Source organism: Streptomyces gilvus (assembly GCF_022513565.1).
GTDB classification, from domain to species: Bacteria; Actinomycetota; Actinomycetes; order Streptomycetales; family Streptomycetaceae; genus Streptomyces; species Streptomyces gilvus.
This window is the reverse complement of the sequence record NZ_JAKWBE010000010.1, coordinates 241940-265541: the sequence shown is the minus strand read 5'-3', so window position 1 is coordinate 265541 and position 23602 is coordinate 241940. Positions and strand designations below refer to the sequence as shown.

Here is a 23602-nt window from a genome sequence, read left to right as displayed (position 1 = left end):
TCCATCGTGCTCCGCGTCACACTCGCTTGGGAACGGCCCCGTCTCTTATTACGGCGATTTTGCCCCCGCCCGTCACGGCGGTTCGGCTCCCGCCGATTACCGCGCCCCGGTCGCCTCCCGGCACAGCAACCGCAGCGACCCGTCGCCCAGGAAGCACCGCCTGGCCTCGTCGAGCGGGTCCCACAGCAGCCCGTCCGGCGTGCGCAACCAGTGCTCGCCCCCGGTCGCCCACCACTCGGCACCGGTCTGACGGACGATCACCTCACCCGCGTACGCCCCGAAGCCGCGCAGCACCCGCTCCACGGCGGCGTACGGCGCCCCGTCCCGGCGCATCTCGTCGATCAGACGGTCGACGCGCCACAGGCTCTGCGCCGAGTAGTCGAGGCGCAGCCGCGCCCCCTCCCGCATCGTCGCCACCGCGTCCGCCGCCCACCGCACGGGCTTCGCCGCCGCGTTCGGCCTGGTCTCCTGGAAGGTAGTCACATAGCCATGAGCGGTCCGGGCGTGCGGTGTGTCACACGAAATCCGGCCCGTCCCCGGGACCGGCGCAGGACCGCCCCAGCTCCGCCCCACCACGGTCACAGGAACCCCTCAGCTGCGCGTTCCGCCCGGGAGTGACGCCTGGCCGGTTCCGTGCGCTCCTCTCACTGATGAGCCTGTACTTCCATCTCCGCGCGGTGCCGCCCTCGGCGCTGCGCAACAGCGCCACCTGGTTGCAGCGGCTGTTCGAGGACGACTGGGACACCGTGCGCGAGCGTATGGACCGCCACCGTGAGGAGGTCCTGGACACGACCTACCTGGACCAGCACGCCCTCTACGGCCCGGAGGCCGACGTGGTCCTCGGCGGCACCTCCGTGCCCCCGTTCCTGCTGCTGACGGCGGCCCAGGTGGCCCGGGTCAGCACGTTCCTGCAGTCGAGCGACTTCGAGTCCCTCTGGCAGAAGGCGAGGGAGGACCTGCTGGCCGACTACGGCGGGCCCGACGCCGAGCCGGAACTGCACGCCCTGTTCGCGGCGGCCCACCGCGACCTCACCGCCTTCTACGCCCGCACGACGGAGTACGGCGACGCGGTGGTGAAGTGTTTGCTGCGCTGAGGGCAGTGCGTATTGCGCTCGGGGAGTGCCTACGGCACTCAGGGAGTGCCTGTCGCGCTCAGGGTCGTCGCGTCCGTGCCCGCCGCGAGACGACGGCACGCAGCACCCGCCGCCCCTCCACCGACACCTCCAGCGCCTGCCGCAACCCGGCGGGACCGTGCCCGGCGAGCAGTTCCAGAACGGTCGTCTGCCGCCGCAGCTCCGCCGCCACCAAGGGCGACATCCCCTCCGTCAGCCCCTCCCGCCGGCAGTCGACCGAGGAGGCGGCGTCGGCGAGCGGGTCCAGCAGCCGGTGTATCTGCAGCGCGGCGACCGAACACCCGTCGGCCCACACCCGCGTCTCCCTGCCCGACCGCTGAGCCGGCGCGGCGGCCAGCATCCGCCGGGCCAGCAGCGCCGCCTCGTCCTCGACGGACCCGGCGTACTCCTCCGCCCCGGCCAGCTTCCCCCGCGCCTGCTCCAGCAGCGCCCCCCACTCCGCGTCGTCCCCGGCGTCGGACAGGCTCCCCCACAGCGGCCGCAGCACCTCGTCGTCGCCGCCCAGCAGCGGCACGCAGCGATCCAAACAAGCCAGCCCGCTGGCGGCCAGTCCGCGTTCGTCGGCCTGAGCGATCAGCTCCACCAGGCTCATCCACGCCTCCCTCTGCGGGCCCCTGCGAGGCTCCACCGGGCCTTCAGCGGGTCCTTCCTTAACGGAGCCCGCACTTCCCCTTACTGCGCGCGACGGCCCGGGAGTGTCACAGGGGCACCACGCCGAGCCGGTCGAGCAGCCGGAAGAAGAGGTTTTCGGCCAAGGGGTCGGGCTCCGCGCTCAGGATCTCGACCAGCGGCTCCGCGGCCACCGCGTGCCCGGCCTCCGCGGCCCAGGCGACGGCCCGCTCGGCGGCGTCGCGCGGCTCCAGGAAGTAGTCCTCGAGGGTCAGCCCCTCGTTCCCGGCGCCGAGGTACCCGGCCATCGCGGCCCGCGCCAGACACGTGGTCCAGGCCCCGCTCCGCGGCGCCGCCGCCTCCACGACCACCGACGCGCTGTCCATGACGTACCCGAAGAGCGCCGGTGCGCCGGTCTCGGCGGCGAGGACGTTCATGTTCCCGAGCTCGCCGTCCTCGCTCGGGTACTCCCACACCTGCCAGCCGCCGGGCGCCTCGACCCGCAGCTCCATGCTCTCCTTGGCGCCGGACAGCGCGCCCAGCCCGGCGAGCGGCCGCTCGCCGCGCCCCACGACGTAGTACCCCCAGTAGCCCATGTCCGCAGCCCTACGGGAGAAGGGGGCCGGCGTCAACCCAGCCGGTTGGCCAGCGCCTTGAACCGCGTCCAGGACAGCGCCGGCCGCCCCGGGTCCCACAGCTTCTGGACGGTGGCCCGCAGCGGCATCCGGATGCCGGCCGCGACCTGGTCCTGGGTCTGTGAGTTCGACAGGTCGCACCACACGGCGAAGGAGCCGCCGAGGATCTGCCCGTCGTACCGCGAGGGGACCGCCGTGGTGCCGCGCACCACGAGCGGGGTCCACTGCTCGTAGATGCGCTGCCCGGTCGGGTAGACGAAGTTGTTGGGCTGTCCGAGCACGTAGTACAGGTACTCGTCGTTGTAGTTGACGACCTTCCGCCCCGCGCTCAGATACGCGAGCGGCTGCCGGGCCCCGTACTCCTTGCCGGTCCAGTACCCGACCTGGAGGTCCTTGGCGGGCTGCACGGAGGTGCCGCGGAGGAAGCCGTCGTTCCAGGCGCGCATCGTGCGGTCGTGGGCGCGGATCGTGTTCGCGCGGTCGTTGAGCCACCCGGTCGCCAGGTCGGAGACGGTCGCGCCGGAGCCGTACTTGTCCCGGGCCGCGGTGGCCAGCTGCGGGAAGGACGCCTCCGGGTCGGACACGACCAGCGCCTGGTACTCGTCACCGCCCAGGTTCCACTGGCCGCCGGGGAAGAGACCGGCGTACTCGTTCAGCAGGTCGTCGACGATCTTCGCCGCGGCGGGCTTGGAGATGTCGACCGCGCCGCGCACGGCGACACCCCGGACGTTGCGCAGCTGGAGATCCGGATGAGCGGCGATCACCGCCCCCAGATGCCCCGGCGAGTCGATCTCGGGCACCACGGTGATGTGCCGCGAGGCCGCGAGCGCGACGATCCGCTTCACCTCGGCCTTGGTCAGATGCGGCTGCGAGACGACCTCGGGATGGCTGCTGGACTCGATCCGGAAGCCCTGGTCGTCGGAGAAGTGCAGGCCCAGCTCGTTGAACTTCAGGTCACCGAGCTCCCGCACCCGGTCCTCGATCCACTTGGCGGTGAAGTTCTTGCGCGCGATGTCCAGCATGAACCCGCGCACCGGCTTGGCCGGCTGGTCGCGTACGACGCCCTCGGGCGCCGTACCCCCGCCGTGCACCTCCTGCTTCAGCGTGCGCGTGCCGTAGAACACCCCGGAGTCGGCGGGCCCGCTGATGCTCACCCGCCCGCCGCGCACGGTCATGACGTACGACTCCGGATTCGCGCCCTGGCCGCCGCCCAGCGCCAGCCGCACGTCCCCGGCCTTCACGTCGTTCTTCTCGCCGGCGTACGTCAGTCCCAGCTCGGAGGCGATCAGCCGGCCCTCGTCGGCCAGCCGCGGATCGCCCACCACCACGCGCTCCCCGCGCGCGGGGCGCCAGCCGGGCCCGCGCGCCGCGGTGTGCGAGCGCACGGCGGGAATGGTCTGCGGGGCCTTCGAGAGGGGGTACGTGCGGGTCGGGCTCGGCGTCGGGGTGCCCGCGCGGGGCGCGGTGGACGAGGGGTCCGAACCGCCGCCGGACTGCTGCGCCTGCTCCCGCGCGGACGCGGCGGGGGCGCTGTCGCCGCCCCCGGAGGCCCACAGTCCGAGGCTCACCCCGGCCCCGACGGTCACGGCGAGCGCCGCTCCGATCACGATCCCTGGCTTCACGTTCCGCGCCGGCCGCCGACGCCGCCTGTGCTGACTCACACCGCCAACCTAAGGCTCCCAGGCGGACGCGACGGTCCACCAAGCGTTCCGAAACTCTCCCCTGCGGGTGAAATTCGGGCATCCGTCGGACACGTCATGCCCACTGTCGATAACGTGAGGTCACACCTCTCACAGCTTCCCCTGTCGAAACACACGTGACGCCCACACACCTTCCCGGCCGAGCGGCCATACCGACGCTGCCCACGCTCCTGGACGTCTTCAACACGGCCCCGGCCGACGACGCCCGCAAACTCCTCCTGGACTGCCTCCGCAGCCCCCGCTGGGCCCACCGGGTGGCGGACCACCGCCCCTACCCGGACATCGCCGCGCTGCTGGCCGCCTCCGACGAGGCGGCGTACGACCTGAGCCCGGCGGACCTCTCGGAGGCCCTGGCCGCCGAGACCCTCCCCACGCTACCCGACGGCACCTACTCGGCCGCCCATACCGCAATGAGAGCGGCACAAGCCGCATACGAGACAAAATTCGGCCACGCCTTCGTGATCTGCGTCGCCGGCCTGACCCCGGACGAGGTCCTGGACCACGTCCTGGCAGCCATCCGGTCACGTTTGACAAACGATCCGGAGGAGGAGCGGGTGGTGGCAGCAGAGGAACTCCGGCGCCTGGCAAAGGGGCGGCTCGGCGATCTCCTGAGGGGCGCGGGGCTGTGACATGTGCGGCTACCGCCGCGTGGGCGCGACCAGCCACAACGACCCCGCACCCGGCGAATAACAGGACCCCCCTCCCCAGAAGCCGCAAAGCTCACCCATCCGCGTGCCACTTTGATCACACCGGTAGGCCCGGCGTAAGCGCCGCAGGCAACCGTCGTTAGGATGCTGGGGGCCGGTGGACCGTACCCGGCCGGGCCCGACCGACAGCACAAGCCGGCGCGGCCCCAATCCCCGCTCCCGGAGGGACTTCCGTGCCGGCTGGAACGCTGTACCGCGGCCGGGAAGGAATGTGGTCCTGGGTGGCTCACCGAGTCACCGGCGTCCTCATCTTCTTCTTCCTGTTCGTTCACGTGCTGGACACCGCTCTCGTCCGTGTGTCTCCCGAGGACTACGACAAGGTCGTAGCCACGTACAAGACCCCGATCGTGGGACTGCTGGAGTACGGCCTCGTCGCCGCCATCCTCTTCCACGCGCTCAACGGCCTGCGCGTCATCGCCGTCGACTTCTGGTCGAAGGGCCCGCGCTACCAGAAGCAGATGCTCTGGTCCGTCGTGGGCATCTGGGTCGTGCTGATGATCGGGGCGATCTACCCCGTCCTCGGCCACGCCGCTCGTGAACTGTTCGGGAGCTGACACCGATGGCCACCACCGAATCCACCGCTTCCGGCGTCGGCCCGGTCGAGGGCGCGTCCCTCTACAACGTCGACAACCCGGCACCCCTCATCGAGGTCCCGCGCAAGCGCACCAAGAAGACCCCGAAGTCCACCCGGGGCAACTTCGAGATGTACGGCTGGCTCTTCATGCGGCTGTCCGGCATCGTCCTGGTCGTCCTGGTCCTCGGCCACCTGCTGATCCAGCTCGTGCTCGACGGCGGCGTGTCCAAGATCGGCTTCGCCTTCGTGGCCGGCCGCTGGGCGAGCCCCTTCTGGCAGGTCTGGGACCTGCTGATGCTCTGGCTCGCGATGCTGCACGGCGCCAACGGCCTGCGCACGGTCATCAACGACTACGCGGAGCGCGCGAACACCCGGCTGTGGCTCAAGGGCCTGCTCTACACCGCCACGGTGTTCACCATCCTGCTGGGCACGCTGGTGATCTTCACCTTCGACCCGAACATCCGCTAGGCACGGGGCTGCGAGAATCATGAAGATCCACAAGTACGACACCGTCATCGTCGGCGCCGGCGGCGCGGGCATGCGCGCGGCCATCGAGTCCACCAAGCGCAGCCGCACCGCCGTGCTGACCAAGCTCTACCCCACCCGCTCCCACACGGGCGCCGCGCAGGGCGGCATGGCCGCCGCGCTGGCGAACGTGGAGGAGGACAACTGGGAGTGGCACACCTTCGACACGGTCAAGGGCGGTGACTACCTGGTCGACCAGGACGCCGCCGAGATCCTGGCGAAGGAGGCCATCGACTCGGTCCTCGACCTGGAGAAGATGGGCCTGCCGTTCAACCGCACCCCGAACGGCACGATCGACCAGCGCCGCTTCGGCGGTCACAGCCGTAACCACGGCGAGGCGCCGGTCCGCCGGTCCTGCTACGCGGCCGACCGCACCGGCCACATGATCCTGCAGACGCTCTACCAGAACTGTGTCAAGGAGGGCGTGGAGTTCTTCAACGAGTTCTACGTCCTGGACCAGCTGATCACCGAGGTCGACGGCGTCAAGAAGTCCGCCGGTGTCGTGGCGTACGAGCTGGCGACCGGCGAGCTCCACGTCTTCCAGGCGAAGGCCGTGATCTACGCGTCCGGCGGCTGCGGCAAGTTCTTCAAGGTGACGTCGAACGCGCACACCCTGACCGGTGACGGCCAGGCCGCCGTCTACCGTCGCGGGCTGCCGCTGGAGGACATGGAGTTCTTCCAGTTCCACCCGACCGGCATCTGGCGCATGGGCATCCTGCTGACGGAGGGCGCCCGCGGTGAGGGCGGCATCCTGCGCAACAAGGACGGCGAGCGCTTCATGGAGAAGTACGCGCCGGTCATGAAGGACCTCGCGTCCCGTGACGTCGTCTCGCGCTCCATCTACACGGAGATCCGCGAGGGACGGGGCTGCGGTCCCGAGGGCGACCACGTCTACCTCGACCTCACGCACCTGCCGCCGGAGCAGCTGGACGCCAAGCTGCCGGACATCACCGAGTTCGCGCGCACCTACCTGGGCATCGAGCCGTACACGGACCCGATCCCGATCCAGCCCACCGCGCACTACGCGATGGGCGGCATCCCGACGAACGTCGAGGGTGAGGTCCTGGCGGACAACACCACGGTCGTCCCCGGCCTGTACGCGGCCGGCGAGGTCGCCTGCGTCTCGGTGCACGGCGCGAACCGTCTGGGCACGAACTCACTGCTCGACATCAACGTCTTCGGCCGCCGGGCCGGCATCGCGGCGGCGGAGTACAGCCAGAAGGCCGACTTCGTCGAGCTGCCGGAGAACCCGGCCGAGCTGGTGGTCTCGACGATCGAGCAGCTGCGCACGTCGACGGGGACCGAGCGGGTCTCCGTGCTCCGCCGTGAGCTGCAGGAGACCATGGACGCCAACGTCATGGTGTTCCGCACCGAGCAGACGATCAAGACGGCCGTCGAGAAGATCGCCGAACTGCGCGAGCGCTACAAGAACGTCGCGATCCAGGACAAGGGCAAGCGGTTCAACACGGACCTGCTGGAGGCCATCGAGCTGGGCAACCTGCTGGAGCTGGCCGAGGTGATGGCGGTCTCCGCGCTGGCCCGCAAGGAGTCCCGCGGCGGTCACTACCGCGAGGACTACCCGAACCGCGACGACGTCAACTTCATGCGCCACACCATGGCGTACCGCGAGGTGGGCGACGACGGCACCGAGACCGTGCGCCTGGACTACAAGCCGGTCGTCCAGACCCGCTACCAGCCGATGGAGCGTAAGTACTGATGGCAACTCCGACCCTGGAGAAGGCGGACGCGGCCCCCGAGCCCGGCTTCGCCGACTCCCCCTACATCACGGTCACCTTCCGGATCCGCCGCTTCAACCCGGAGGTCTCGGCCGAGGCGGTCTGGGAAGACTTCCAGCTGGAGATCGACCCGAAGGAGCGCGTCCTCGACGGCCTCCACAAGATCAAGTGGGACGTCGACGGCACGCTGACCTTCCGCCGCTCCTGCGCGCACGGCATCTGCGGTTCGGACGCGATGCGGATCAACGGCAAGAACCGGCTTGCCTGCAAGACCCTCATCAAGGACATCAACCCCGAGAAGCCGATCACGGTCGAGCCCATCAAGGGCCTCACGGTCCTGAAGGACCTGGTCGTGGACATGGAGCCGTTCTTCCAGGCGTACCGGGACGTCATGCCCTTCCTCATCACGAAGGACACGAACGAGCCCACGCGCGAGCGGCTGCAGACGGCGGAGGACCGCGAGCGCTTCGACGACACGACGAAGTGCATCCTCTGCGCGGCCTGCACCTCCTCGTGCCCGGTCTTCTGGAACGACGGCCAGTACTTCGGCCCGGCCGCCATCGTCAACGCGCACCGCTTCATCTTCGACTCGCGTGACGAGGCGGGCGAGCAGCGCCTGGAGATCCTCAACGACCGCGACGGCGTCTGGCGCTGCCGCACGACCTTCAACTGCACGGACGCCTGCCCCCGAGGCATCGAGGTCACCAAGGCGATCCAGGAAGTGAAGCGGGCCCTGATCACCCGCCGCTTCTGATCGGGCGTCCTCGGCGCTCGCGCGTCAAAAGCCCTACGACGAGGGGCCGTTCCTCCCAGCCGGGGAGGGGCGGCCCCTCGCTCGGTATAACCTGATCCGGTTACGGCGACAGACGGGGGACGAGCATGAGCGAGCCGAATCCGTATCAGGACGGGACGGGTGAGTGGGGTCCGGGCAAGCCGCCCGCACAGCCTCCGACGACCCCTCCGACGACGCCTGCGCCGGGGTACGGCTATCCCAACTCCGCGCCCGGTTACGGCTATCCGCAGCAGCCCGCCGCACCGGCGTACGGCTACCCCGGGCAACCCGCCACTCCTGCCTACGGCTTCCCGCAGCAGCCGGGTGCGCCGGCCCCCATGGGTGGTGCGCCGGTGCTGGCCATCGGGGACATCACGGTGATGGGCGACCAGATCATCACGCCCGCCGGCACCATGCCGCTGCGCGGCGCGGTGTGGAACGCCACCGACATGTCGCACACCGAGGAGAAGATCCCGACGGTCGCCATCGTGCTCGCGATCATCTTCTTCATCTTCTGTCTGCTCGGTTTGTTCTTCCTCCTGATGAAGGAGAAGACGACCACGGGCTTCATCCAGGTCACCGTGACCAGCGCGGGCCGGCACCACTCGACGATGGTCCCGGCCCTCGGCCCGCACACCTTCCCCGCGGTCATGGGCCAGATCAACTACGCCCGTTCACTCAGCAGCATGTGACCTCACAGCTGACTGACCTCACGACTGACGGCCCGTGGCGTGTCCCTGGCGGGGTTCCGGGTGCTGCGGCCGCTGGTGCGGGAGGTGCACGAGCTGTTCACGGACTTCCTGCCGGGGATGACGAAGGCGCTGCCGCGGCCGGGGGCGGCGGGCGGTCATGATCCACGATCGGGTGAAGGGGACCTGAACGGGACGTTCGGGCCCTCACCTGCCTACGATGATGCTCTCGACACCAGCCCACGGGAGGCACGCGATGTCCGCAGCATCCGTCGAGCGGCCCCACGGCCGCCCGCTGATCGCGGAGGCGAACCGGATCTTGGATCGCCTGCCGGGCTACCGCGTCGAGATCATCGGAGGCCAGATCATCGTGTCCCCGCCCCCGGACGGCCCGCACGGCGTAGCCCTGACCGACCTCATGCTGCCCTTGATGGCCGCCGGCCTCCATGGAGTGACGTCGAAGGTGGTCCAGGGCATCGGCCTCTGGCTACCGACCGGCACCGAGGACTACGCGGTCCCGGACCTTTCCTTGGTCGATGCGGATTTCACAGACCACTACGTGGAGAACAACTGCTACGACCCCGTCTGTTTTCGTCTGGTCGTGGAGGTCACCTCCACCAACTACCGGACCGACCTGCGCGACAAGGTAAGGGCGTACGCCAGCGCCAGGATTCCTGTTTATGTGATCGTCGATCGCAAGCACCAGCGGCTCCACCTCCTGACGGATCCCGCCGGGGACGAGTACGAGAGTCACCGCCCGTACTCCCCCGGCGAGACCGTCACGCTGCCCGAGTCGATCGACGCCAAGGTCACCCTCGACGTGGACGAGGTCCTCAAGGCCGCGCAGAAGAAGGCTAGTTGACCGCGTCCACCTCACCCTCGGCCAACTCCACGTCGTACACCAGCGGCCCCTCGGCCACCACCACGTGCGCCGCCCGTGACCCGTACGACGGGGCCGTCGTCGCCAGCAGGTACGCGCCCGGTTCCGGCACCGACACGATGTACGAGCCGTCCGCGAGGGACGTCACCCGGTCCAGTTGACGCCCGCCCTTCGACAGCAGCGTCACCGAGGCGCCGTCCACCGGCTCACCGTCGACCGTCCGGATGAAACCGTGGATCACCGAGGCGGGACCCTCCCCGGTCGCCGGTGCCTCCGGTGCCTCCTCCTTCGGCTCCACCGCGAGATGCGGGAGCCGTTTGTCGAGCCGGCCCGGCAGCCACCAGTTGGAATTCCCGAGCAGATGCATCGCCGCCGGTACCAGTGCCGTACGCAGGATGAACGCGTCCAGGGCGACCGCGGCGGCCAGCCCGACGCCCGCCACCGCCGCCCCCGAGTTGCCGCTCAGGACGAAGGCCAGGAAGACGCAGACCATGATCAGGGCCGCGGAGTTGATGACCCGGCTGGTCTCCGCAAGGCCGACCCGCACCGCGCGCGCGTTGTCGCGGGTGTGGACCCACTCCTCGTGCATCCGGCTCACCAGGAACACCTGGTAGTCCATCGACAGGCCAAAGAGCAGGGAGAGCATGATGACCGGGAGGAACGCGTTGATCGGGCCCTCCTTGCCGAGGCCCAGCAGGTCCAGGCCCCAGCCCCACTGGAACACCGCGACGAGGATGCCGAAGGAGGCCGCCGCGGCGATCAGGTTCATCAGGGCCGCCGTCAGGGGGACCACCAGGGAGCGGAAGGCGATCAGCAGCAGCAGGAAGCCCAGGCCGATGATGGTCCCGATGAACACGGGCAGACGGTTGCCGGTGACCGACGCGAAGTCCTTGGAGATCGCGGTCACACCGCCCACGTGCGCTTCCGCGCCCGCCTGCGGGATCACCTTGTCCCGCAGGGTGTCGATCAGGTCGTCCGTCTCCTTGGACTGAGGTGAGGTCTTCGGGATGACCTGGATCACCGTGACGCCCTTGACGGGCGGGAAGGGCGCGACCCGGGCCACGCCGGACGTCGACTCGATCCCCTTGACCAGCGCGGACGTGTCACCGCTCTTCGTGACGACCTGGAGGGGGCCGTTGAAGCCGGGCCCGAAGCCCTCGGCGAGCAGGTCGTAGGCCTTGCGGGTGGTCGTGGACGCGTCGTCGTTGCCCTGGTCGGTGGCGCCGAGGCGCAGCGACAGCACGGGGACGGCGAGGACGGCCATGACGACCAGGGCGAGCGCGGCGATCCTGCGGGGACGCTTCTCGACGTTCGCCGACCAGCGGGCGGCGAGACCGCTGGCCCGCTCCGGCTCGGGGCCCTCGGCGGCGAGCCTGCGCCGCTGGCGGCGGCTGAGCACCCGCGGGCCCAGGAAGCCGAGCAGGGCCGGGAGCAGGGTCGTGGCGGCCAGGACGCTGAGCACGACCGTCAGGGAGGTGGCGATGACGACGCCGTCCAGGAAGCGCAGCCGCGTCACGAGCATGCCGGCCAGCGCGATGCAGACGGTTCCGCCGGCGAACAGCACGGCCCGGCCGGAGGTGTTGAGGGCCGTGACCGCCGACTCCTCGGGGTCCAGGCCGCGCAGGATGCCCCGCCGGTGCCGGGTGACGATGAACAGGGCGTAGTCGATGCCGACACCGAGGCCGATCAGGGAGGCGAGGAGCGGGGCGATGTCGGGGACGTCGGTGGTGTGGCTGAGCAGTTGGGTGGAGAACAGGCCCATACCGACCCCGAAGATCGCGATGGCGATCGGCAGCAGCATGGCGAAGAAGGAGCCGAAGGCCAGGAACAGCACGAGGGCCGCCGCGACGATGCCGACCATCTCCGACAGGCCCTGCGGGGGCTGCTCGACGCGCTGGATCGCCTGTCCGCCCAGCTCGACCTTCAGGCCCTGTCGTGCGGCGCCGTGCGCGGTGTCGGCGACGTTCTGGACGAGGTCCTTGGGCACCTCGTTCGCCTGCTTGGCGAAGGTGAGCTGGGCATAGGCGATCGTGCCGTCACGGCTGATCTGCGCCGCTCCCCGCGCTCCGGCGTACGGGCTGGTCACCGCGCCCACGCCGGGCATCTTCGCGATCCTGTCGAGGGCCGGCTGGACGCGGTCCTGGACCGCCTTGTCCCGCACCGAGCCCTGGTCGACCTTCCACACCACGGTGTCGGTGTCGCCCGAGGTGGCCGGGAAGGCCTTCTGCATCAGGTCGTACGCGCTCTTGGAGTCCGTGTCGGGGAGGGAGAAGACGTTCGCGTAGTTCGTCCCCGCCGTGGACGCCGAGAAGCCCAGGCCGAACAGCGCCCCCACCCACAGCAACAGGACCACCAGCCGGTGCCGATAGCACCACCGTGCCAATGCCGCCACGATCAAAGCTCCTTACTCGGTCGTCGGTCGGTCCCCCAGGTCCTGGCACCAGGATTGGCGGTGCCGCTCGCGCGTGGAGGGAACGCGCCATGACTCTCAAGGAACTCCAAAGAGCGTTGTGGACCCAGCTGTCAGTGGCCCGGCCGATACTGGGGGCATGACGACGGCTCCAGGCACCGTGCTGGTGGTGGAGGACGAGCCGAGCATCGCGGACGTCCTCGCCATCGCGCTGCGCTACCACCGGTTCGAGGTGATGGTCGCGGGCACCGTCCGCGAGGCCCGCGCGCTCGCCGGGCGCACCTGGGCGGACGTGGCGCTGCTCGACGTCATGCTGCCGGACGGGGACGGGCGGGCGCTCGGGCGTGAACTGCGCGCCGAGCGGCCGGAGCTGGCGCTCGTCTTCCTCACCGCGCGCGACTCGCCGGCCGAGATCGTCGGCGCCCTCGGCTTCGGCGACGACTACATCACCAAGCCGTTCAACATCGACGAGGTGGTCGCCCGCATCACGGCGGTGCTGCGCCGCACCCGCCCGGCGGACGTCCTGTCGCAGCGGCCGCCCCTGCGCTACGGCGACCTGGAGCTGGACGAGACGACGTACAGCGTGCGCCGCGCGGGCCGCAGCGTGGAGCTGACCCCCACCGAGTACGCGCTGCTGCGCTTCCTGGTCCGCAACGGCGGCCGGATCGTGCCCAAGGAGCAACTGCTGCGGCACGTCTGGCAGTACGAGCACACCCCGCAGGAGTCGACCGTCGTGGAGACCTACATCAGCTATCTGCGGCGCAAGCTGGACGCCCTGGGACCGCCGGTGATCACCACGCGGCGTGGTGTCGGATACGGGCTGGCATGAGGCTCGGGAAGGGGATCGGCCGCCGTCACGGCATCCATTCGCTGCGCGCCAAGCTGACCCTGGCGAACGTCGCCCTGCTGGCGCTCGGCATCGTCGCGGCGACGGCGGTCAGCCTGATGGGCATGCGGCACTATCTGATCGGCCAGATCGACTCCGGGCTGACCAAGACGCGCGCGTCGCTGGGCAGTTCGCAGCTCACCATGCGGCAGGTCGACTCGCTGGGCGCCCTCGCCTTCGCCCGGGACCGGCTCGCCGGTACGGACGAGCAGCCGCGGCCGGAGTCGATCTACACCGCCGTCGACGCCCGGTCCAGGCCCCTGAGCGTCTTCGGCGTCGCCCCCACCATCGCCCAGCGCGGCCTGGCCGCCGCCGTGCCCGACCCGCGCGTCCTGGTGAAGGACCCCGCGCCGCACGCGATCACCGTGAACGGCGCCACCTACCGCGCGACGGCCACCCGTCTCGCCGACGGCACGTACGTCCTGCTCGCCACTACCACGGAGCCCCTGCACCAGGGCATCGGCCAGGCCCTCAAGCTCGACCTGGCGGTCGGGACACTGCTGTTGGTGCTGCTGTGCTGGCTGACGATGCTCAGCGTCAGCCGCCGGATGCGGCCGCTGGAGGACATGGTGGAGACCTCCTCGGCGATCGCCGAGGGCGATCTGACCCGGCGCGTGCCCTCCAGCGGACATCCCACGCAGGAGGTCGAGCAGCTGCGGGTGGCCCTCAACTCGATGCTGCACCAGGTGGAGTCGGCGTACCGCACGCGCGAGCACAGCGCGGCCCAGCTGCGCCGCTTCGTCGCGGACGCCTCGCACGAGCTGCGCACCCCGCTGTCGGCGATACGCGGCTATCTGCAGCTGTACGACAAGGGGATGCTGAGCGATCCGGACGAGCGCAAGCGGGTCTGGGAGCGGGTGCTGGCGGAGACCGACCGCATGGGGCGCCTGGTGGACGAGCTGCTCACGCTGGCCCGCCTGGACCAGCGGCCCGAGCTGCGCTTCCGCAACGTCGACGTCAGCCGCCTGGTGCGGGACGCGGCCGAGGACCTGCGGGTGCAGCAGCCGGAGCGGCCCATCGAGGTGGCGGCCGACGGCTCTGTGCTGGTGCGCGCCGACGAGTCGGGGCTGAGACAGGTGCTCGGCAACCTGGTGGGCAACGTCCGCACGCACACGCCGGCCGAGGTGCCGGTGCGGCTCGGCGTGGAGCGGGAGGACGGGGTCGTACGGCTGTGTGTCGCGGACCACGGTCCCGGGCTGTGCGCCGAGGACGCGGGGCGGGTCTTCGACCGGTTCTTCCGGGCGGGCGGGGGCGCGGGCAGCGGGCTGGGGCTGGCGATCGTGCAGGGGGTGGTGCAGGCGCACGGCGGCGACGTGGCGGTGCGTACGGCGCCCGGCGAGGGGCTCGCGGTGACGGTCACCCTGCCGGCGCGGACGGCGGCCGCGGTGTCGTGACGGCCCTCGGGCGCCGGGAAGTCGGTCTCAGGTGGCGGACAGCACCAGCGCCCAGACGGTCTTGCCGTGCCGTCCTCGGGTCCACACGCCCCAGGCCGCCGCGACGGCCTCCACCAGGTGCAGTCCGCGCCCGGACTCCTCCCACTCCCCCACCACCCGCAGGCGCGGCTCGAGTTGACCCTCGTCGGACACCTCGATGAGACAGGACCCGTCGGCGAGCGCGGTCACCGCGACCTCGAACTCACGCTCCCGCAGGGGTCCGTGGCGTACGACGTTGGTGGCCAGCTCGGACACCAGCAGCAGCGCGTCCGTCAGCGCCGGGTCGTCCGGGCCGTGCCCCCAGTCGGCTAGATGGTCCCGCACCCGGCGCCGCGCCAGGCCGACGGAGGCCGGGTGCCGGGGCAGCCGGAAGGAGTTGCGTCTCAACACGTTTGCTCCTCACCCCGCGCACACCTCCGTCACACCGTCCTGCGTGGGGAGGATGCCCTGCGTCGCGGGGGCGAATGTCCCAACCTGTGAGATCGCGTCAGATCCAGTCCAGGCTCCACAAGCGGAACACACCGGTCCCGTCGTCCAGATACTGGCTGCCGCCGACGTCCTCGGTGCTGAGCACGTACTCCTTGCCCTGCCACAGCGGGATCACCGGCACGTCGTGGGCGATGTCCTCCTGCAGCGTGCTGAAGTCGGAGGCGGCGTCACCGCGGTCGGCGAACTGCCGGCTGTTCTGGATCAGCCGGTCCACGGCCTGGCTGCTGTAGCCGGTGTTCATGGTGCCGTCCGTGCCGACGAGCGGGGCGCCGAAGGTGTCCGGATCCGGGTAGTCGGCGACCCAGCCGACGGCGTACGCGTCGAGCTTCCCGGTCGCCCAGTGCTCCTGGAAGTCGGTCCACTCGTAGCCCTTGAGCGTGACCTTGAACAGGCCGCTCGCCTCCAGCTGCTTCTTGATGGCCTCGGCCTCCTCCTGGGAGGAGCCGCGGTTGACGGCGTAGCCGTAGGTGAAACGTACCGGCACCTTCACGCCCGCCTCGCTGAGCAGGGCCTGCGCGGCCTTGGCGTCGGGCTTGGGGTAGGCGTCGAAGAACGACGTGGTGTGGCCGGTGATGCCGGTCGGGATCAGCGAGTACAGCGGGTCGACGGTGCCCTCGTACACGGTGGCGGCCAGCTGCTCGCGGTTGATCAGCCAGGCCATCGCCCGGCGGACCAGGACGCTGTGCAGGGGCGAACCCGCACGGGTGTTGAGGTAGAGGTTGCGGGTCTCGGAGCTGTCGGACTCGGAGAGCCGCTGGTTGGGGTCGCTGGGCGACAGTCCGGACAGCACCTTGGGCGGCAGCTGCCGGGTGGCGACGTCGACGTCCTTGGCCTTCCAGGCCTTCTCCAGGGCGTCGGCGTTGGTGTAGTAGAGCAGGTCGACGGGGCGCGCGGCGCTCTTCACGGCGCCCTTGTAGTGGCCGTTGGGCGTGAGCACCGCCTTCTTGTTCTTCTGGTACGACGTCAGCTCGTACGGCCCGGTGCCGTCGGCGCCGGGGTCCGTGCGCAGACGGTTCTCCGGGTACTTGTGGCTGTCGACGATCGAGCCGGCGCCGGTGGCGACCTTGAACGGGAAGGTGGCGTCGGGCGCGGACAGGTGGAAGGTGACGGTCAGGCCGCTCGCGTCCACCGACCGCAGCGTGCTCAGCAGGGAGACCGGGCCGACCTCGGACTTGATCGCCTTGACCCGGTCGAAGGAGTACTTGACGTCCTCGGCGGTCATCGAGCGGCCGCTGGGGAAGGTGAGCCCCTGGCGCAGCGTGCAGCGGTACGTCGTCAGGGCGCTGCCCACGAAGTCACAGCTCTGCGCGGCGTCCGGGACCGGCGCGGTGCCGCCCGGGTCGAAGGTCAGCAGTGACTGGAAGACATTGCTGAACAGGGCCCAGGAACCCGCGTCGTAGGCGCCGGCCGGGTCGAGCGCCGTGACGGCGTCCGTCGTACCGACCGTGATGGTCTTGCCCTTGTCCTCCTGCGACGGCAGCATCTGCCAGCCGCCGACTCCCACGCCCGCCAGCACGAGCAGCGTCGCGAGAATCCGCATGCGCACGGAACGCATCGGTCTGCCCTCTCCGGGCCTTCGCGGGCCCCACCCCACACATGCCACTCCCCTAGTGGCGCGGCTCACCTAATCACAGAGGTTTCAGCCGGGGGAAGAGGGATTTGTCGAGTTGAGAAAGAACTTACGCAAGAGGTTTCAGCCAGGCTTCACAGCTCGTCCACAGAGTCTCCGGCGGACCGTTGCGACCGGCGCCCGACGACCGTCACGCGCGCGTGGAGGCCAGTTCGATCACCGTGATGTCGGACGGCGCCCCCACGCGCGTGGGCGGTCCCCAGGCGCCGGCGCCCCGGCTGACGTAGAGCTGGGTGTCGCCGTAGCGGTCGAGGCCCGCGACGGTGGGATTGGCGGCCGCCGCGATGAGGCTGCCGGGCCAGAGCTGGCCGCCGTGGGTGTGGCCGGAGAGCTGGAGGTCCACGCCGTGCTTGACGGCCTCGTGGATCTGGACGGGCTGGTGGGCGAGGAGCACGCACGCGCGTGCCGGGTCCCGGTCCCCGAGCGCCTTGGTGAAGTCGGGGCCCTGCCCCTCGCTCTCGCCCGCGAGGTCGTTGACGCCGGCGAGGTCGAACCAGGGCAGTTCGGTACGGGCGTTCTCCAGCGGGCGCAGCCCGAGGCGCCGTACCTCCTCGCCCCTCCCCCAGTGCCTTAAAGGCCTGGGGGGACCCCCAGCTCCGCGCCGGAGAAGTACTCGTGGTTGCCGGTGACGAAGTAGGAGGGCGCCGTCAGCCGCGACAGGGGTGCCGCCGCCGGGCCCAGGTTCTTCACACTGCCGTCCACCAGGTCGCCGACGACTGCGACGATGTCCGGCTGGGTGGCGTTGACGGTGTCGACGACCTTCTGCGCGAAGTCCCGGCCGAGGATCGGGCCCAGGTGGATGTCGCTGACGACCGCGATGCGGTAACCGTGCGCCGCGCGCGGGAGCTTGGCCAGCGGCACGGTGACCCGCTTCACGCGCGGGCCGCGCAGGACGCCGTAGGTGCCGTATCCGACGGTCCCGACGGCGGCCGTGGCGGCTGCCGTGGCGAGGACACGCGCGACGAACAGACGGCGGGAGGGGTCGGGGGCGGGCTCCTGGACGGGCGACGGCTCCGGGGCGGGCGACGGCTCCGGGGCGGGGGAGGGCTCCAGTTCGCCCTCAGCGGCGTTCGGCGGTACGACTCCGGCCGGGAGCGGCTCCCCCTGGCGTACGGCCGTCTCGGCGCCCGTGCGCCGCTTCGACAGCCGTCGCAGCAGCGGCCGTACGACCTCGGCCGCCACCACCGCCAGCAGCAGGTAGACCGACAGCGCCAGCCACAGGAAACCGGGTCAGGCGAGCACCTGTTGCAGCCAGAAGGGGGCGCCCGCGCGTTCGGCGACCAGGGCGCCGACGGCCAGCACCCAGCCGCCCGCGATCGCCACCGCGCCGGCCCGGCGCACGAGACCGGGGCCCCGGGTGGTGTCGCGGAACAGGCGGGGCCACAGGTGCCAGTTGGCCGTCACCAGGACGACGAGCGCCAGCAACGCGAAGACGGTGATCACTTGCGGTGGACCCCCGCTGTCCGGTTGACGGCCGTTCCGGTCGACAGCTGCCTGGTTGGCGGCTTTTGGGCGGTTATGAAGTGCGGCGCAATGCGCGCAGTCCGCGCAACCCGATGCCGCCGATGACCGTCCCCAGTACGAAGGAGACGACGGCGAGCGTCAGGTGCACCCAGAAGTACGCCGTCGGGCGACCGTCGTCGAACGCGAGCCCGCTGCTGTCCTTGACCAGGTTTTTGACGAAAGTGACCCAGATGACCCAGCTCCACACCCCGAAGGCGAGCAGGAACCAGGAGACCGGGCGGCTGAGCTTCATACGTTCAGTATCACCGGCGTCCCCGCGGCTCCGAGCCCGGGGTGGGGTGGTGGGTGGGACTTCACACGCCGTGCCCTGTACGTTCTCGTGCGTGTCCGCTCCCCAGAAGACCGCCAGGCGATCCCTGCTGGTCACCTCCGCCGCCCTGTCGTCGCTCGCGCTGACCGCGCCCGTCGCCCTCGCGGCCCCCAGTCCGTCCACCAGCCCCTCCGCCACTCCCCCGGCGCACATGTCGAGCGTCGGCGGCAGCCGCCTCGGACAGGCTGGCACCCAGGTCGACCTGGGCAGCGGCGCCCCGGTGCTGCCGAAGGACATCACGGCGCGCTCCTGGATCGTCGCGGACGCGGAGTCCGGGGACGTGCTGGCCGCGCACAACGCGCACTGGCGGCTGCCCCCGGCGAGCACGATGAAGATGCTGTTCGCGGACACCGTGCTGCCGAAGTTCCCGAGCAGCGAGAAGCACGAGGTGGCGCCCACCGACCTGGCCGGCATGGGCGCCGGCTCCAGCATGGTCGGCATAAAGGAGGGCGAGACGTACTCCGTGCGCGACCTGTGGCTGGGCGTCTTCCTGCGCTCCGGCAACGACGCCGTGCACGTGCTGTCGGCGATGAACGACGGCGTCGACAACACCGTCAAGGAGATGAACCAGCACGCCGAGGAGCTGCAGGCCCTCGACACGCACGTGGTCACCCCCGACGGCTACGACGCCCCGGGGCAGGTCTCCTCGGCCTACGACCTGACCCTGTTCGCGCGCTCCGGGCTGCAGAAGAAGGACTTCCGCGCGTACTGCTCGACGGTCCGCGCCCAGTTCCCGGGCGAGACGAAGAAGAACAAGAAGGGCAAGACCGTCCGCGAGTCCTTCGAGATCCAGAACACCAACCGACTGCTGGCCGGCGACTCCGACGTCTCCGTCTACCAGGGCATCGCGGGCGTCAAGAACGGCAACACCACCAACGCGGGCGCGACCTTCACGGGCGTCGCCGAGCGGGGCGGGCGGGTGCTGCTGGTGACCGTCATGCACCCGGAGAAGAACGAGCACAACGAGGTCTACAAGGAGACCGCCAAGCTCTTCGACTGGGGCTTCAAGGCGGCCGGCAAGGCCCGCCCCATCGGTGAGCTGGCGCCGCCCAGGAGCGCCCAGGCGAGCGCGCAGCCGGGCGCCGAAGGACAGGCCGGCGGGGCCGGCGACCCGTCCGCCGCGCCCTCGGCGAAGGCCTCCACGAAGGCGGTGGCCCAGGCCCGCTCCGGCGGCATGGGGATCGCGCTGGGCATAGCCGGCGGGGTGGTGGTGCTGCTCGCGGGCGCCGCGTTCGTGGTCAACCGCCGCTGGCCGCTGCCCGACCTGGTACGTCGTCGCCCTCGTCCCTGACCTTGCGCACCACCCCGGCCCGCTCCTCGCACTCCTCCTCGCACTCCTCCTCCCGCAGCTCCCGCTCCTTGCTCCGCGTCGCCGTCCAGGCGGCGCAGAACAGCACGAGTTTCGAGGTGAAGTTGATCCACAGCAGCAGGGCGACCGGGACGCCGAAGGCGCCGTACATGCTCTTCGCCGCCACGCCCTGCATATAGCCGCTGAGCAGCGTCTTCAGCAGCTCGAAGCCGACCGCGCCGGTCAGCGCCGCGATGGCCAGGCGGCGGCGCGGCGGCTCCACGCCGGGCAGCAGGGTGAGGACGTACAGGAGCAGCAGGAAGTCGGCCAGGACGGCGACGGCGAACGCGGCGACATACAGCAGGATCCCGCCCCAGCCGCCCTTCTCGATGCCGAGTTGCCGGGTGATCCAGCCGACCATCGCGGAGGCGACGGTGGAGGCGGCGAGGGTGACCAGGACGGCGCCGCCGAGGCCGACGAGGATGCCGAGGTCCTTGGCCTTGCGCAGGAGGAAGTTCTCCTCCGGGTCCGGCAGCTCCCAGACCGCGCGCAGACACTCCCGTGTCGAGCCGGCCCAGCCGATGCCGGTGAAGACCAGCAGGGCGCCGGCGATGAGACCGACGGTGCCGGCGTTCTGCACCAGGGCGTTGATGTCGAGCTGGTCGGAGATCCCGGGGACCTGTTCGGCGATCTTGTGCTGCAGATCGGTCTGCTGCTTCTGGCTGAGCAGCGCCGCGCCGATCGCCGCGGCCACGGTGAGCAGCGGGAACAGCGCGACGAAGCTGGTGAACGTCATCGCGGCGGCCAGCCGGGCCCATTTCACCCGCTCCAGACGCTCGAACGACCGCCACGCGTGCGTGGCCATCGCCCGAGTCAGCAACGGCCCCACGACGGGGAGCTTTTTCAGCCAGTCCATGATCCGACTCTGCCCTGGGTACGGATGCCCGACGCACGTGTACCCCGAAAGAACGCGCGTGTGACGTGTTCAGGGGTGGTTACGCATGTTCTGCACGGATCGCCCGCAGGGCGGCGATACGGTCACCGTCATGCCTGACGCCTTCGGCCTCCCCCAGTCCCTGCAACTCCCCCAGTCCCTGCTCGTCCTCGGCGGTACGTCCGAGATCGCCCTCGCCACCGCCCGCCGTCTCATCGCCCGCCGCACCCGCACGGTGTGGCTCGCCGGACGCCCCTCGCCCGCCCTGGAACAGGCCGCGGAACACCTGCGCTCGCTCGGCCCGGACGTGCACACCCTCCCCTTCGACGCGCTCGACCCCGACTCCCACGAGGCCGTCCTGGGCAAGGTGTTCGCGGAGGGCGACGTCGACATGGTGCTGCTCGCCTTCGGCGTCCTCGGCGACCAGGCACGCGACGAGCGCGATCCGGCCGCCGCGGTACGGGTCGCGCAGACCAACTACACCGGAGCGGTGTCCGCGGGCCTGGTGAGCGCAAGCGCGTTGCAGGAACAGGGCCACGGCTCGCTCGTCGTGCTGTCCTCCGTCGCCGGTGAGCGGGCCCGCCGCGGCGACTTCATCTACGGCTCCAGCAAGGCCGGCCTGGACGCCTTCGCGCAGGGCCTGGGCGACGCGCTGCACGGCACGGGCGTGCACGTGATGGTCGTGCGCCCCGGGTTCGTGCGCTCCAGGATGACGGCCGGCCTGCCCGAGGTGCCCTTCTCGACGACCCCGGAGGCGGTGGCGACGGCGATCGAACTGGGCCTGCGCAGGCGCTCGGAGACGGTCTGGGTGCCCGGCGTGCTGCGGGTGGTGATGTCGGCGCTGCGGCACGTCCCGCGCGCGGTGTTCCGCCGGCTGCCGCTGTGACGCCCGGCGGCCGCTGAAGGCGACCCGCTACCGGCCGCTACCGGCTGCTTATGGTGCCGCGCTCGACGTGCCCCGCCTGGGGAGGCACCACGGACCCGCCGAACGCGAACTCGCGGAGCTTGCGCCACACGCCGTCAGCGCCCTGCTCGTAGAGGGCGAAGCCGGTGCAGGGCCAGTCGGCCTCGTAGTCGGCGAGCTCCTCGAACGCGCGGTCCATCGCCGCCTCGTCGATGCCGTGCGCAACGGTGACGTGCGGGTGGTAGGGGAACTGCAGTTCGCGTGGCACCGGGCCGGAGGCGTCACGGACCTGCTTCTGCAACCAGGTGCACTCCTCCGCGCCCTCGACCACACGCACGTACACGACGGGTGACAGGGGCCGGAACGTCCCGGTGCCCCGCAGCCGCATCGGGAAGGGCCGGCCGGCCGCGGCGACCTCGGTCAGATGCGCCTCGACGGCCGCCAGGGCGTCGCCGTCGACCTCCGTCGGCGGCAGCAGGGTGACGTGGGTGGGGATGCCGTGCGCCGCGGCGTCGCCGAAGCCCGCGCGCAGCTGCTGGATCTGGCTGCCCTGTGGCTCCGGGACCGCGATCGACACGCCGATCGTTACGGTCCCCACGTCGTCTCCTGTCGTCGTGACGGATGTGTTCCCGGCCGTCCGGCTATCGACTGTACGGCCACGGCTGTGTTGTGGGCAGGCGCAACCCTGGTGATGTGCGGCGCTCTGCCCAGTGGTACGTCTGTGCGAGCAGACGTCAGTGCTTGGCGGGCAGGAAGCCCACCTTGTCGTACGTCTGCGCGAGGGTCTCCGCGGCGACGGCGCGCGCCTTCTCCGCGCCCTTGGCGAGGATCGAGTCCAGCGTCTCCGCGTCGCCGAGGTACTGCTCGGTGCGCTCCCGGAAGGGCGCCACGAACTCGACCATGATCTCGGCGAGGTCCGTCTTGAGCGCGCCGTACATCTTGCCCTCGTACTCCCGCTCCAGCTCGGCGACCGACTTGCCGGTGAGGGTGGAGTGGATGGTGAGCAGGTTGCTGACGCCGGGCTTGTTCTCGGCGTCGTAGCGGATGACGGTGTCCGTGTCGGTGACCGCGCTCTTGACCTTCTTGGCGGTGGCCTTGGGGTCGTCGAGGAGGTTGATGAGGCCCTTCGGCGTGGACGCCGACTTGCTCATCTTGATCGTCGGGTCCTGCAGGTCGTAGATCTTCGCCGTCTCCTTGAGGATGTACGGCTTCGGGATCGTGAAGGTCTCGCCGAAGCGGCCGTTGAAGCGCGTGGCGAGGTCACGGGTCAGCTCGACGTGCTGGCGCTGGTCCTCGCCGACGGGGACCTCGTTGGCCTGGTAGAGCAGGATGTCGGCGACCTGCAGGATCGGGTACGTGAACAGGCCGACGCTCGCCCGGTCGGCGCCCTGCTTGGCGGACTTGTCCTTGAACTGGGTCATGCGGGAGGCCTCGCCGAAGCCGGTGAGGCAGTTCATGACCCAGGCCAGCTGGGCGTGCTCGGGGACGTGGCTCTGGACGAACAGCGTGCAGCGCTCGGGGTCGAGACCGGCCGCGAGGAGCTGGGCGGTGGCGAGCCGGGTGTTGGCGCGCAGCTCGGCCGGGTCCTGCGGAACCGTGATCGCGTGCAGGTCGACGACCATGTAGAACGCGTCGTGGGTCTCCTGCAGGGCCACCCACTGACGGACGGCGCCGAGGTAGTTGCCGAGGTGGAACGAGCCTGCGGTGGGCTGGATTCCGGAGAGCACGCGGGGACGATCTGAGGCCATGCTCCCATTCTCTCAGGTCCCGGGGGCCGATCCGGAACAGGTGGGAAACAGGTGGGAACCGATCCGTCCTGCGCGGTGTAACAAGA

23 protein-coding genes and 2 pseudogenes are annotated in these 23602 nt (G+C 70.6%); 13 read left to right on the top strand and 12 right to left on the bottom strand.

Translation table 11 applies throughout. The annotated features are described in order from the left end of the window. Positions 1–96: 96 nt before the first annotated feature. Positions 97–483: a hypothetical protein gene (locus MKW14_RS18345; protein ID WP_240863596.1), complete on the bottom strand. Its 387-nt coding sequence runs from the start codon at positions 481–483 to the stop codon at positions 97–99. A 167-nt stretch (positions 484–650) separates the two neighbouring features. Here MKW14_RS18345 and MKW14_RS18340 point away from each other — a divergent pair, with 167 nt between their 5' ends. Then, positions 651–1094 (top strand): YfbM family protein, encoded by a 444-nt coding sequence (locus tag MKW14_RS18340; protein ID WP_240863595.1) that lies wholly within the window; start codon positions 651–653, stop codon positions 1092–1094. A gap of 58 nt (positions 1095–1152) precedes the next feature. Here the strand turns inward: MKW14_RS18340 and MKW14_RS18335 are convergent, their stop codons facing one another. The 3 genes from MKW14_RS18335 to MKW14_RS18325 form a co-directional block, all read right to left on the bottom strand. Further along, the gene (locus MKW14_RS18335; protein WP_240863594.1) at positions 1153–1725 is read right to left on the bottom strand and encodes a hypothetical protein; all 573 of its coding nucleotides are present in this window, start codon (positions 1723–1725) and stop codon (positions 1153–1155) included. A 106-nt stretch (positions 1726–1831) separates the two neighbouring features. Beyond that, positions 1832–2338 carry a hypothetical protein gene (locus tag MKW14_RS18330; RefSeq protein WP_240863593.1) on the bottom strand — a complete coding sequence of 169 codons (507 nt, stop codon included), beginning with the start codon at positions 2336–2338 and terminating at the stop codon, positions 1832–1834. A 32-nt stretch (positions 2339–2370) separates the two neighbouring features. Next, positions 2371–3984: a beta-N-acetylhexosaminidase gene (locus tag MKW14_RS18325; protein ID WP_374116572.1), complete on the bottom strand. Its 1614-nt coding sequence runs from the start codon at positions 3982–3984 to the stop codon at positions 2371–2373. A gap of 209 nt (positions 3985–4193) precedes the next feature. Between MKW14_RS18325 and MKW14_RS18320 the strand changes: the two genes are divergently transcribed. The 8 genes and pseudogenes from MKW14_RS18320 (at position 4194) to MKW14_RS18285 (ending at position 9942) form a co-directional block, all read left to right on the top strand. Further along, positions 4194–4706 carry a 2-oxo-4-hydroxy-4-carboxy-5-ureidoimidazoline decarboxylase gene (locus MKW14_RS18320; protein WP_240863592.1) on the top strand — a complete coding sequence of 171 codons (513 nt, stop codon included), beginning with the start codon at positions 4194–4196 and terminating at the stop codon, positions 4704–4706. A gap of 251 nt (positions 4707–4957) precedes the next feature. After that, positions 4958–5338 (top strand): succinate dehydrogenase, cytochrome b556 subunit, encoded by a 381-nt coding sequence (gene sdhC, locus MKW14_RS18315; protein ID WP_133043130.1) that lies wholly within the window; start codon positions 4958–4960, stop codon positions 5336–5338. Between the two features lie 5 nt (positions 5339–5343). After that, complete coding sequence (locus MKW14_RS18310; protein WP_240863591.1) at positions 5344–5826, top strand: succinate dehydrogenase hydrophobic membrane anchor subunit; 483 nt, start codon at positions 5344–5346, stop codon at positions 5824–5826. Positions 5827–5845: 19 nt separating this feature from the next. After that, entirely contained in the window at positions 5846–7600 is a 1755-nt protein-coding gene (gene sdhA / locus MKW14_RS18305) for a succinate dehydrogenase flavoprotein subunit (RefSeq protein ID WP_240863590.1), read from the top strand. Next, complete coding sequence (locus tag MKW14_RS18300) at positions 7600–8373, top strand: succinate dehydrogenase iron-sulfur subunit (protein WP_133043133.1); 774 nt, start codon at positions 7600–7602, stop codon at positions 8371–8373. Before sdhA ends, MKW14_RS18300 begins: the two co-directional genes overlap by 1 nt. 125 nt (positions 8374–8498) lie before the next feature. Then, the gene (locus tag MKW14_RS18295; RefSeq protein WP_240863589.1) at positions 8499–9083 is read left to right on the top strand and encodes a hypothetical protein; all 585 of its coding nucleotides are present in this window, start codon (positions 8499–8501) and stop codon (positions 9081–9083) included. Positions 9084–9101: 18 nt separating this feature from the next. Next, positions 9102–9236, top strand: a pseudogene (locus MKW14_RS18290) (TetR/AcrR family transcriptional regulator); the annotation flags it as partial. A 100-nt stretch (positions 9237–9336) separates the two neighbouring features. Then, on the top strand, positions 9337–9942 hold the full coding sequence (locus tag MKW14_RS18285) for a Uma2 family endonuclease (RefSeq protein ID WP_240863588.1): 606 nt from the start codon (positions 9337–9339) through the stop codon (positions 9940–9942). Here the strand turns inward: MKW14_RS18285 and MKW14_RS18280 are convergent. Next, complete coding sequence (locus tag MKW14_RS18280; RefSeq protein WP_240863613.1) at positions 9935–12343, bottom strand: MMPL family transporter; 2409 nt, start codon at positions 12341–12343, stop codon at positions 9935–9937. The two genes, MKW14_RS18285 and MKW14_RS18280, sit on opposite strands and share 8 nt — an antisense overlap. A gap of 166 nt (positions 12344–12509) precedes the next feature. On the opposite strand from MKW14_RS18280, the gene MKW14_RS18275 reads away from it, so the two are divergent. Continuing rightward, complete coding sequence (locus MKW14_RS18275) at positions 12510–13199, top strand: response regulator transcription factor (RefSeq protein WP_240863587.1); 690 nt, start codon at positions 12510–12512, stop codon at positions 13197–13199. Further along, positions 13196–14650 carry a sensor histidine kinase gene (locus tag MKW14_RS18270; protein ID WP_240863586.1) on the top strand — a complete coding sequence of 485 codons (1455 nt, stop codon included), beginning with the start codon at positions 13196–13198 and terminating at the stop codon, positions 14648–14650. Before MKW14_RS18275 ends, MKW14_RS18270 begins: the two co-directional genes overlap by 4 nt. Positions 14651–14677: 27 nt before the next feature. Here MKW14_RS18270 and MKW14_RS18265 read toward each other — a convergent pair whose 3' ends face one another. From MKW14_RS18265 to MKW14_RS18250, 4 genes and pseudogenes are all read right to left on the bottom strand, one after another. Next, a complete protein-coding gene (locus MKW14_RS18265; RefSeq protein WP_240863585.1) occupies positions 14678–15079 on the bottom strand; it encodes an ATP-binding protein in 402 nt (133 codons plus the stop codon). A 97-nt stretch (positions 15080–15176) separates the two neighbouring features. Further along, positions 15177–16733 carry an ABC transporter substrate-binding protein gene (locus MKW14_RS18260; protein WP_240863584.1) on the bottom strand — a complete coding sequence of 519 codons (1557 nt, stop codon included), beginning with the start codon at positions 16731–16733 and terminating at the stop codon, positions 15177–15179. Between the two features lie 205 nt (positions 16734–16938). Further along, positions 16939–18251 (bottom strand): annotated as a pseudogene (locus tag MKW14_RS18255) (metallophosphoesterase). A 73-nt stretch (positions 18252–18324) separates the two neighbouring features. Continuing rightward, entirely contained in the window at positions 18325–18564 is a 240-nt protein-coding gene (locus MKW14_RS18250; protein WP_133043145.1) for an SCO4848 family membrane protein, read from the bottom strand. Positions 18565–18655: 91 nt separating this feature from the next. Here MKW14_RS18250 and MKW14_RS18245 point away from each other — a divergent pair, with 91 nt between their 5' ends. Continuing rightward, positions 18656–19933 carry a D-alanyl-D-alanine carboxypeptidase family protein gene (locus MKW14_RS18245; protein WP_374116571.1) on the top strand — a complete coding sequence of 426 codons (1278 nt, stop codon included), beginning with the start codon at positions 18656–18658 and terminating at the stop codon, positions 19931–19933. Here the strand turns inward: MKW14_RS18245 and MKW14_RS18240 are convergent. Further along, positions 19881–20846, bottom strand: a complete 966-nt coding sequence (locus MKW14_RS18240; protein ID WP_240863582.1) for a YihY/virulence factor BrkB family protein — start codon at positions 20844–20846, stop codon at positions 19881–19883. The two genes, MKW14_RS18245 and MKW14_RS18240, sit on opposite strands and share 53 nt — an antisense overlap. A gap of 130 nt (positions 20847–20976) precedes the next feature. Here MKW14_RS18240 and dprE2 point away from each other — a divergent pair, with 130 nt between their 5' ends. Continuing rightward, on the top strand, positions 20977–21750 hold the full coding sequence (gene dprE2 / locus MKW14_RS18235) for a decaprenylphospho-beta-D-erythro-pentofuranosid-2-ulose 2-reductase (RefSeq protein ID WP_240863581.1): 774 nt from the start codon (positions 20977–20979) through the stop codon (positions 21748–21750). Positions 21751–21787: 37 nt separating this feature from the next. Here dprE2 and MKW14_RS18230 read toward each other — a convergent pair whose 3' ends face one another. Next, positions 21788–22366 (bottom strand): 2'-5' RNA ligase family protein, encoded by a 579-nt coding sequence (locus tag MKW14_RS18230; protein ID WP_240863580.1) that lies wholly within the window; start codon positions 22364–22366, stop codon positions 21788–21790. Positions 22367–22502: 136 nt separating this feature from the next. After that, complete coding sequence (trpS, locus tag MKW14_RS18225; RefSeq protein ID WP_240863579.1) at positions 22503–23516, bottom strand: tryptophan--tRNA ligase; 1014 nt, start codon at positions 23514–23516, stop codon at positions 22503–22505. Positions 23517–23602: the final 86 nt, after the last annotated feature.

Excerpts from the sequence above, each read along its gene's own strand:
- MKW14_RS18240 (WP_240863582.1), bottom strand. The coding sequence starts at position 20,846 with ATGGACTGGCTGAAAAAGCTCCCCGTCGTGGGGCCGTTGCTGACTCGG.
- MKW14_RS18340 (WP_240863595.1), top strand. The coding sequence starts at position 651 with ATGAGCCTGTACTTCCATCTCCGCGCGGTGCCGCCCTCGGCGCTGCGC.
- MKW14_RS18275 (WP_240863587.1), top strand. The coding sequence starts at position 12,510 with ATGACGACGGCTCCAGGCACCGTGCTGGTGGTGGAGGACGAGCCGAGC.
- trpS (WP_240863579.1), bottom strand. The coding sequence starts at position 23,516 with ATGGCCTCAGATCGTCCCCGCGTGCTCTCCGGAATCCAGCCCACCGCA.
- dprE2 (WP_240863581.1), top strand. The coding sequence starts at position 20,977 with ATGCCTGACGCCTTCGGCCTCCCCCAGTCCCTGCAACTCCCCCAGTCC.
- MKW14_RS18260 (WP_240863584.1), bottom strand. The coding sequence starts at position 16,733 with ATGCGTTCCGTGCGCATGCGGATTCTCGCGACGCTGCTCGTGCTGGCG.
- MKW14_RS18295 (WP_240863589.1), top strand. The coding sequence starts at position 8,499 with ATGAGCGAGCCGAATCCGTATCAGGACGGGACGGGTGAGTGGGGTCCG.
- MKW14_RS18300 (WP_133043133.1), top strand. The coding sequence starts at position 7,600 with ATGGCAACTCCGACCCTGGAGAAGGCGGACGCGGCCCCCGAGCCCGGC.
- MKW14_RS18310 (WP_240863591.1), top strand. The coding sequence starts at position 5,344 with ATGGCCACCACCGAATCCACCGCTTCCGGCGTCGGCCCGGTCGAGGGC.
- MKW14_RS18250 (WP_133043145.1), bottom strand. The coding sequence starts at position 18,564 with ATGAAGCTCAGCCGCCCGGTCTCCTGGTTCCTGCTCGCCTTCGGGGTG.
- MKW14_RS18330 (WP_240863593.1), bottom strand. The coding sequence starts at position 2,338 with ATGGGCTACTGGGGGTACTACGTCGTGGGGCGCGGCGAGCGGCCGCTC.
- MKW14_RS18335 (WP_240863594.1), bottom strand. The coding sequence starts at position 1,725 with ATGAGCCTGGTGGAGCTGATCGCTCAGGCCGACGAACGCGGACTGGCC.
- MKW14_RS18270 (WP_240863586.1), top strand. The coding sequence starts at position 13,196 with ATGAGGCTCGGGAAGGGGATCGGCCGCCGTCACGGCATCCATTCGCTG.
- sdhA (WP_240863590.1), top strand. The coding sequence starts at position 5,846 with ATGAAGATCCACAAGTACGACACCGTCATCGTCGGCGCCGGCGGCGCG.
- MKW14_RS18285 (WP_240863588.1), top strand. The coding sequence starts at position 9,337 with ATGTCCGCAGCATCCGTCGAGCGGCCCCACGGCCGCCCGCTGATCGCG.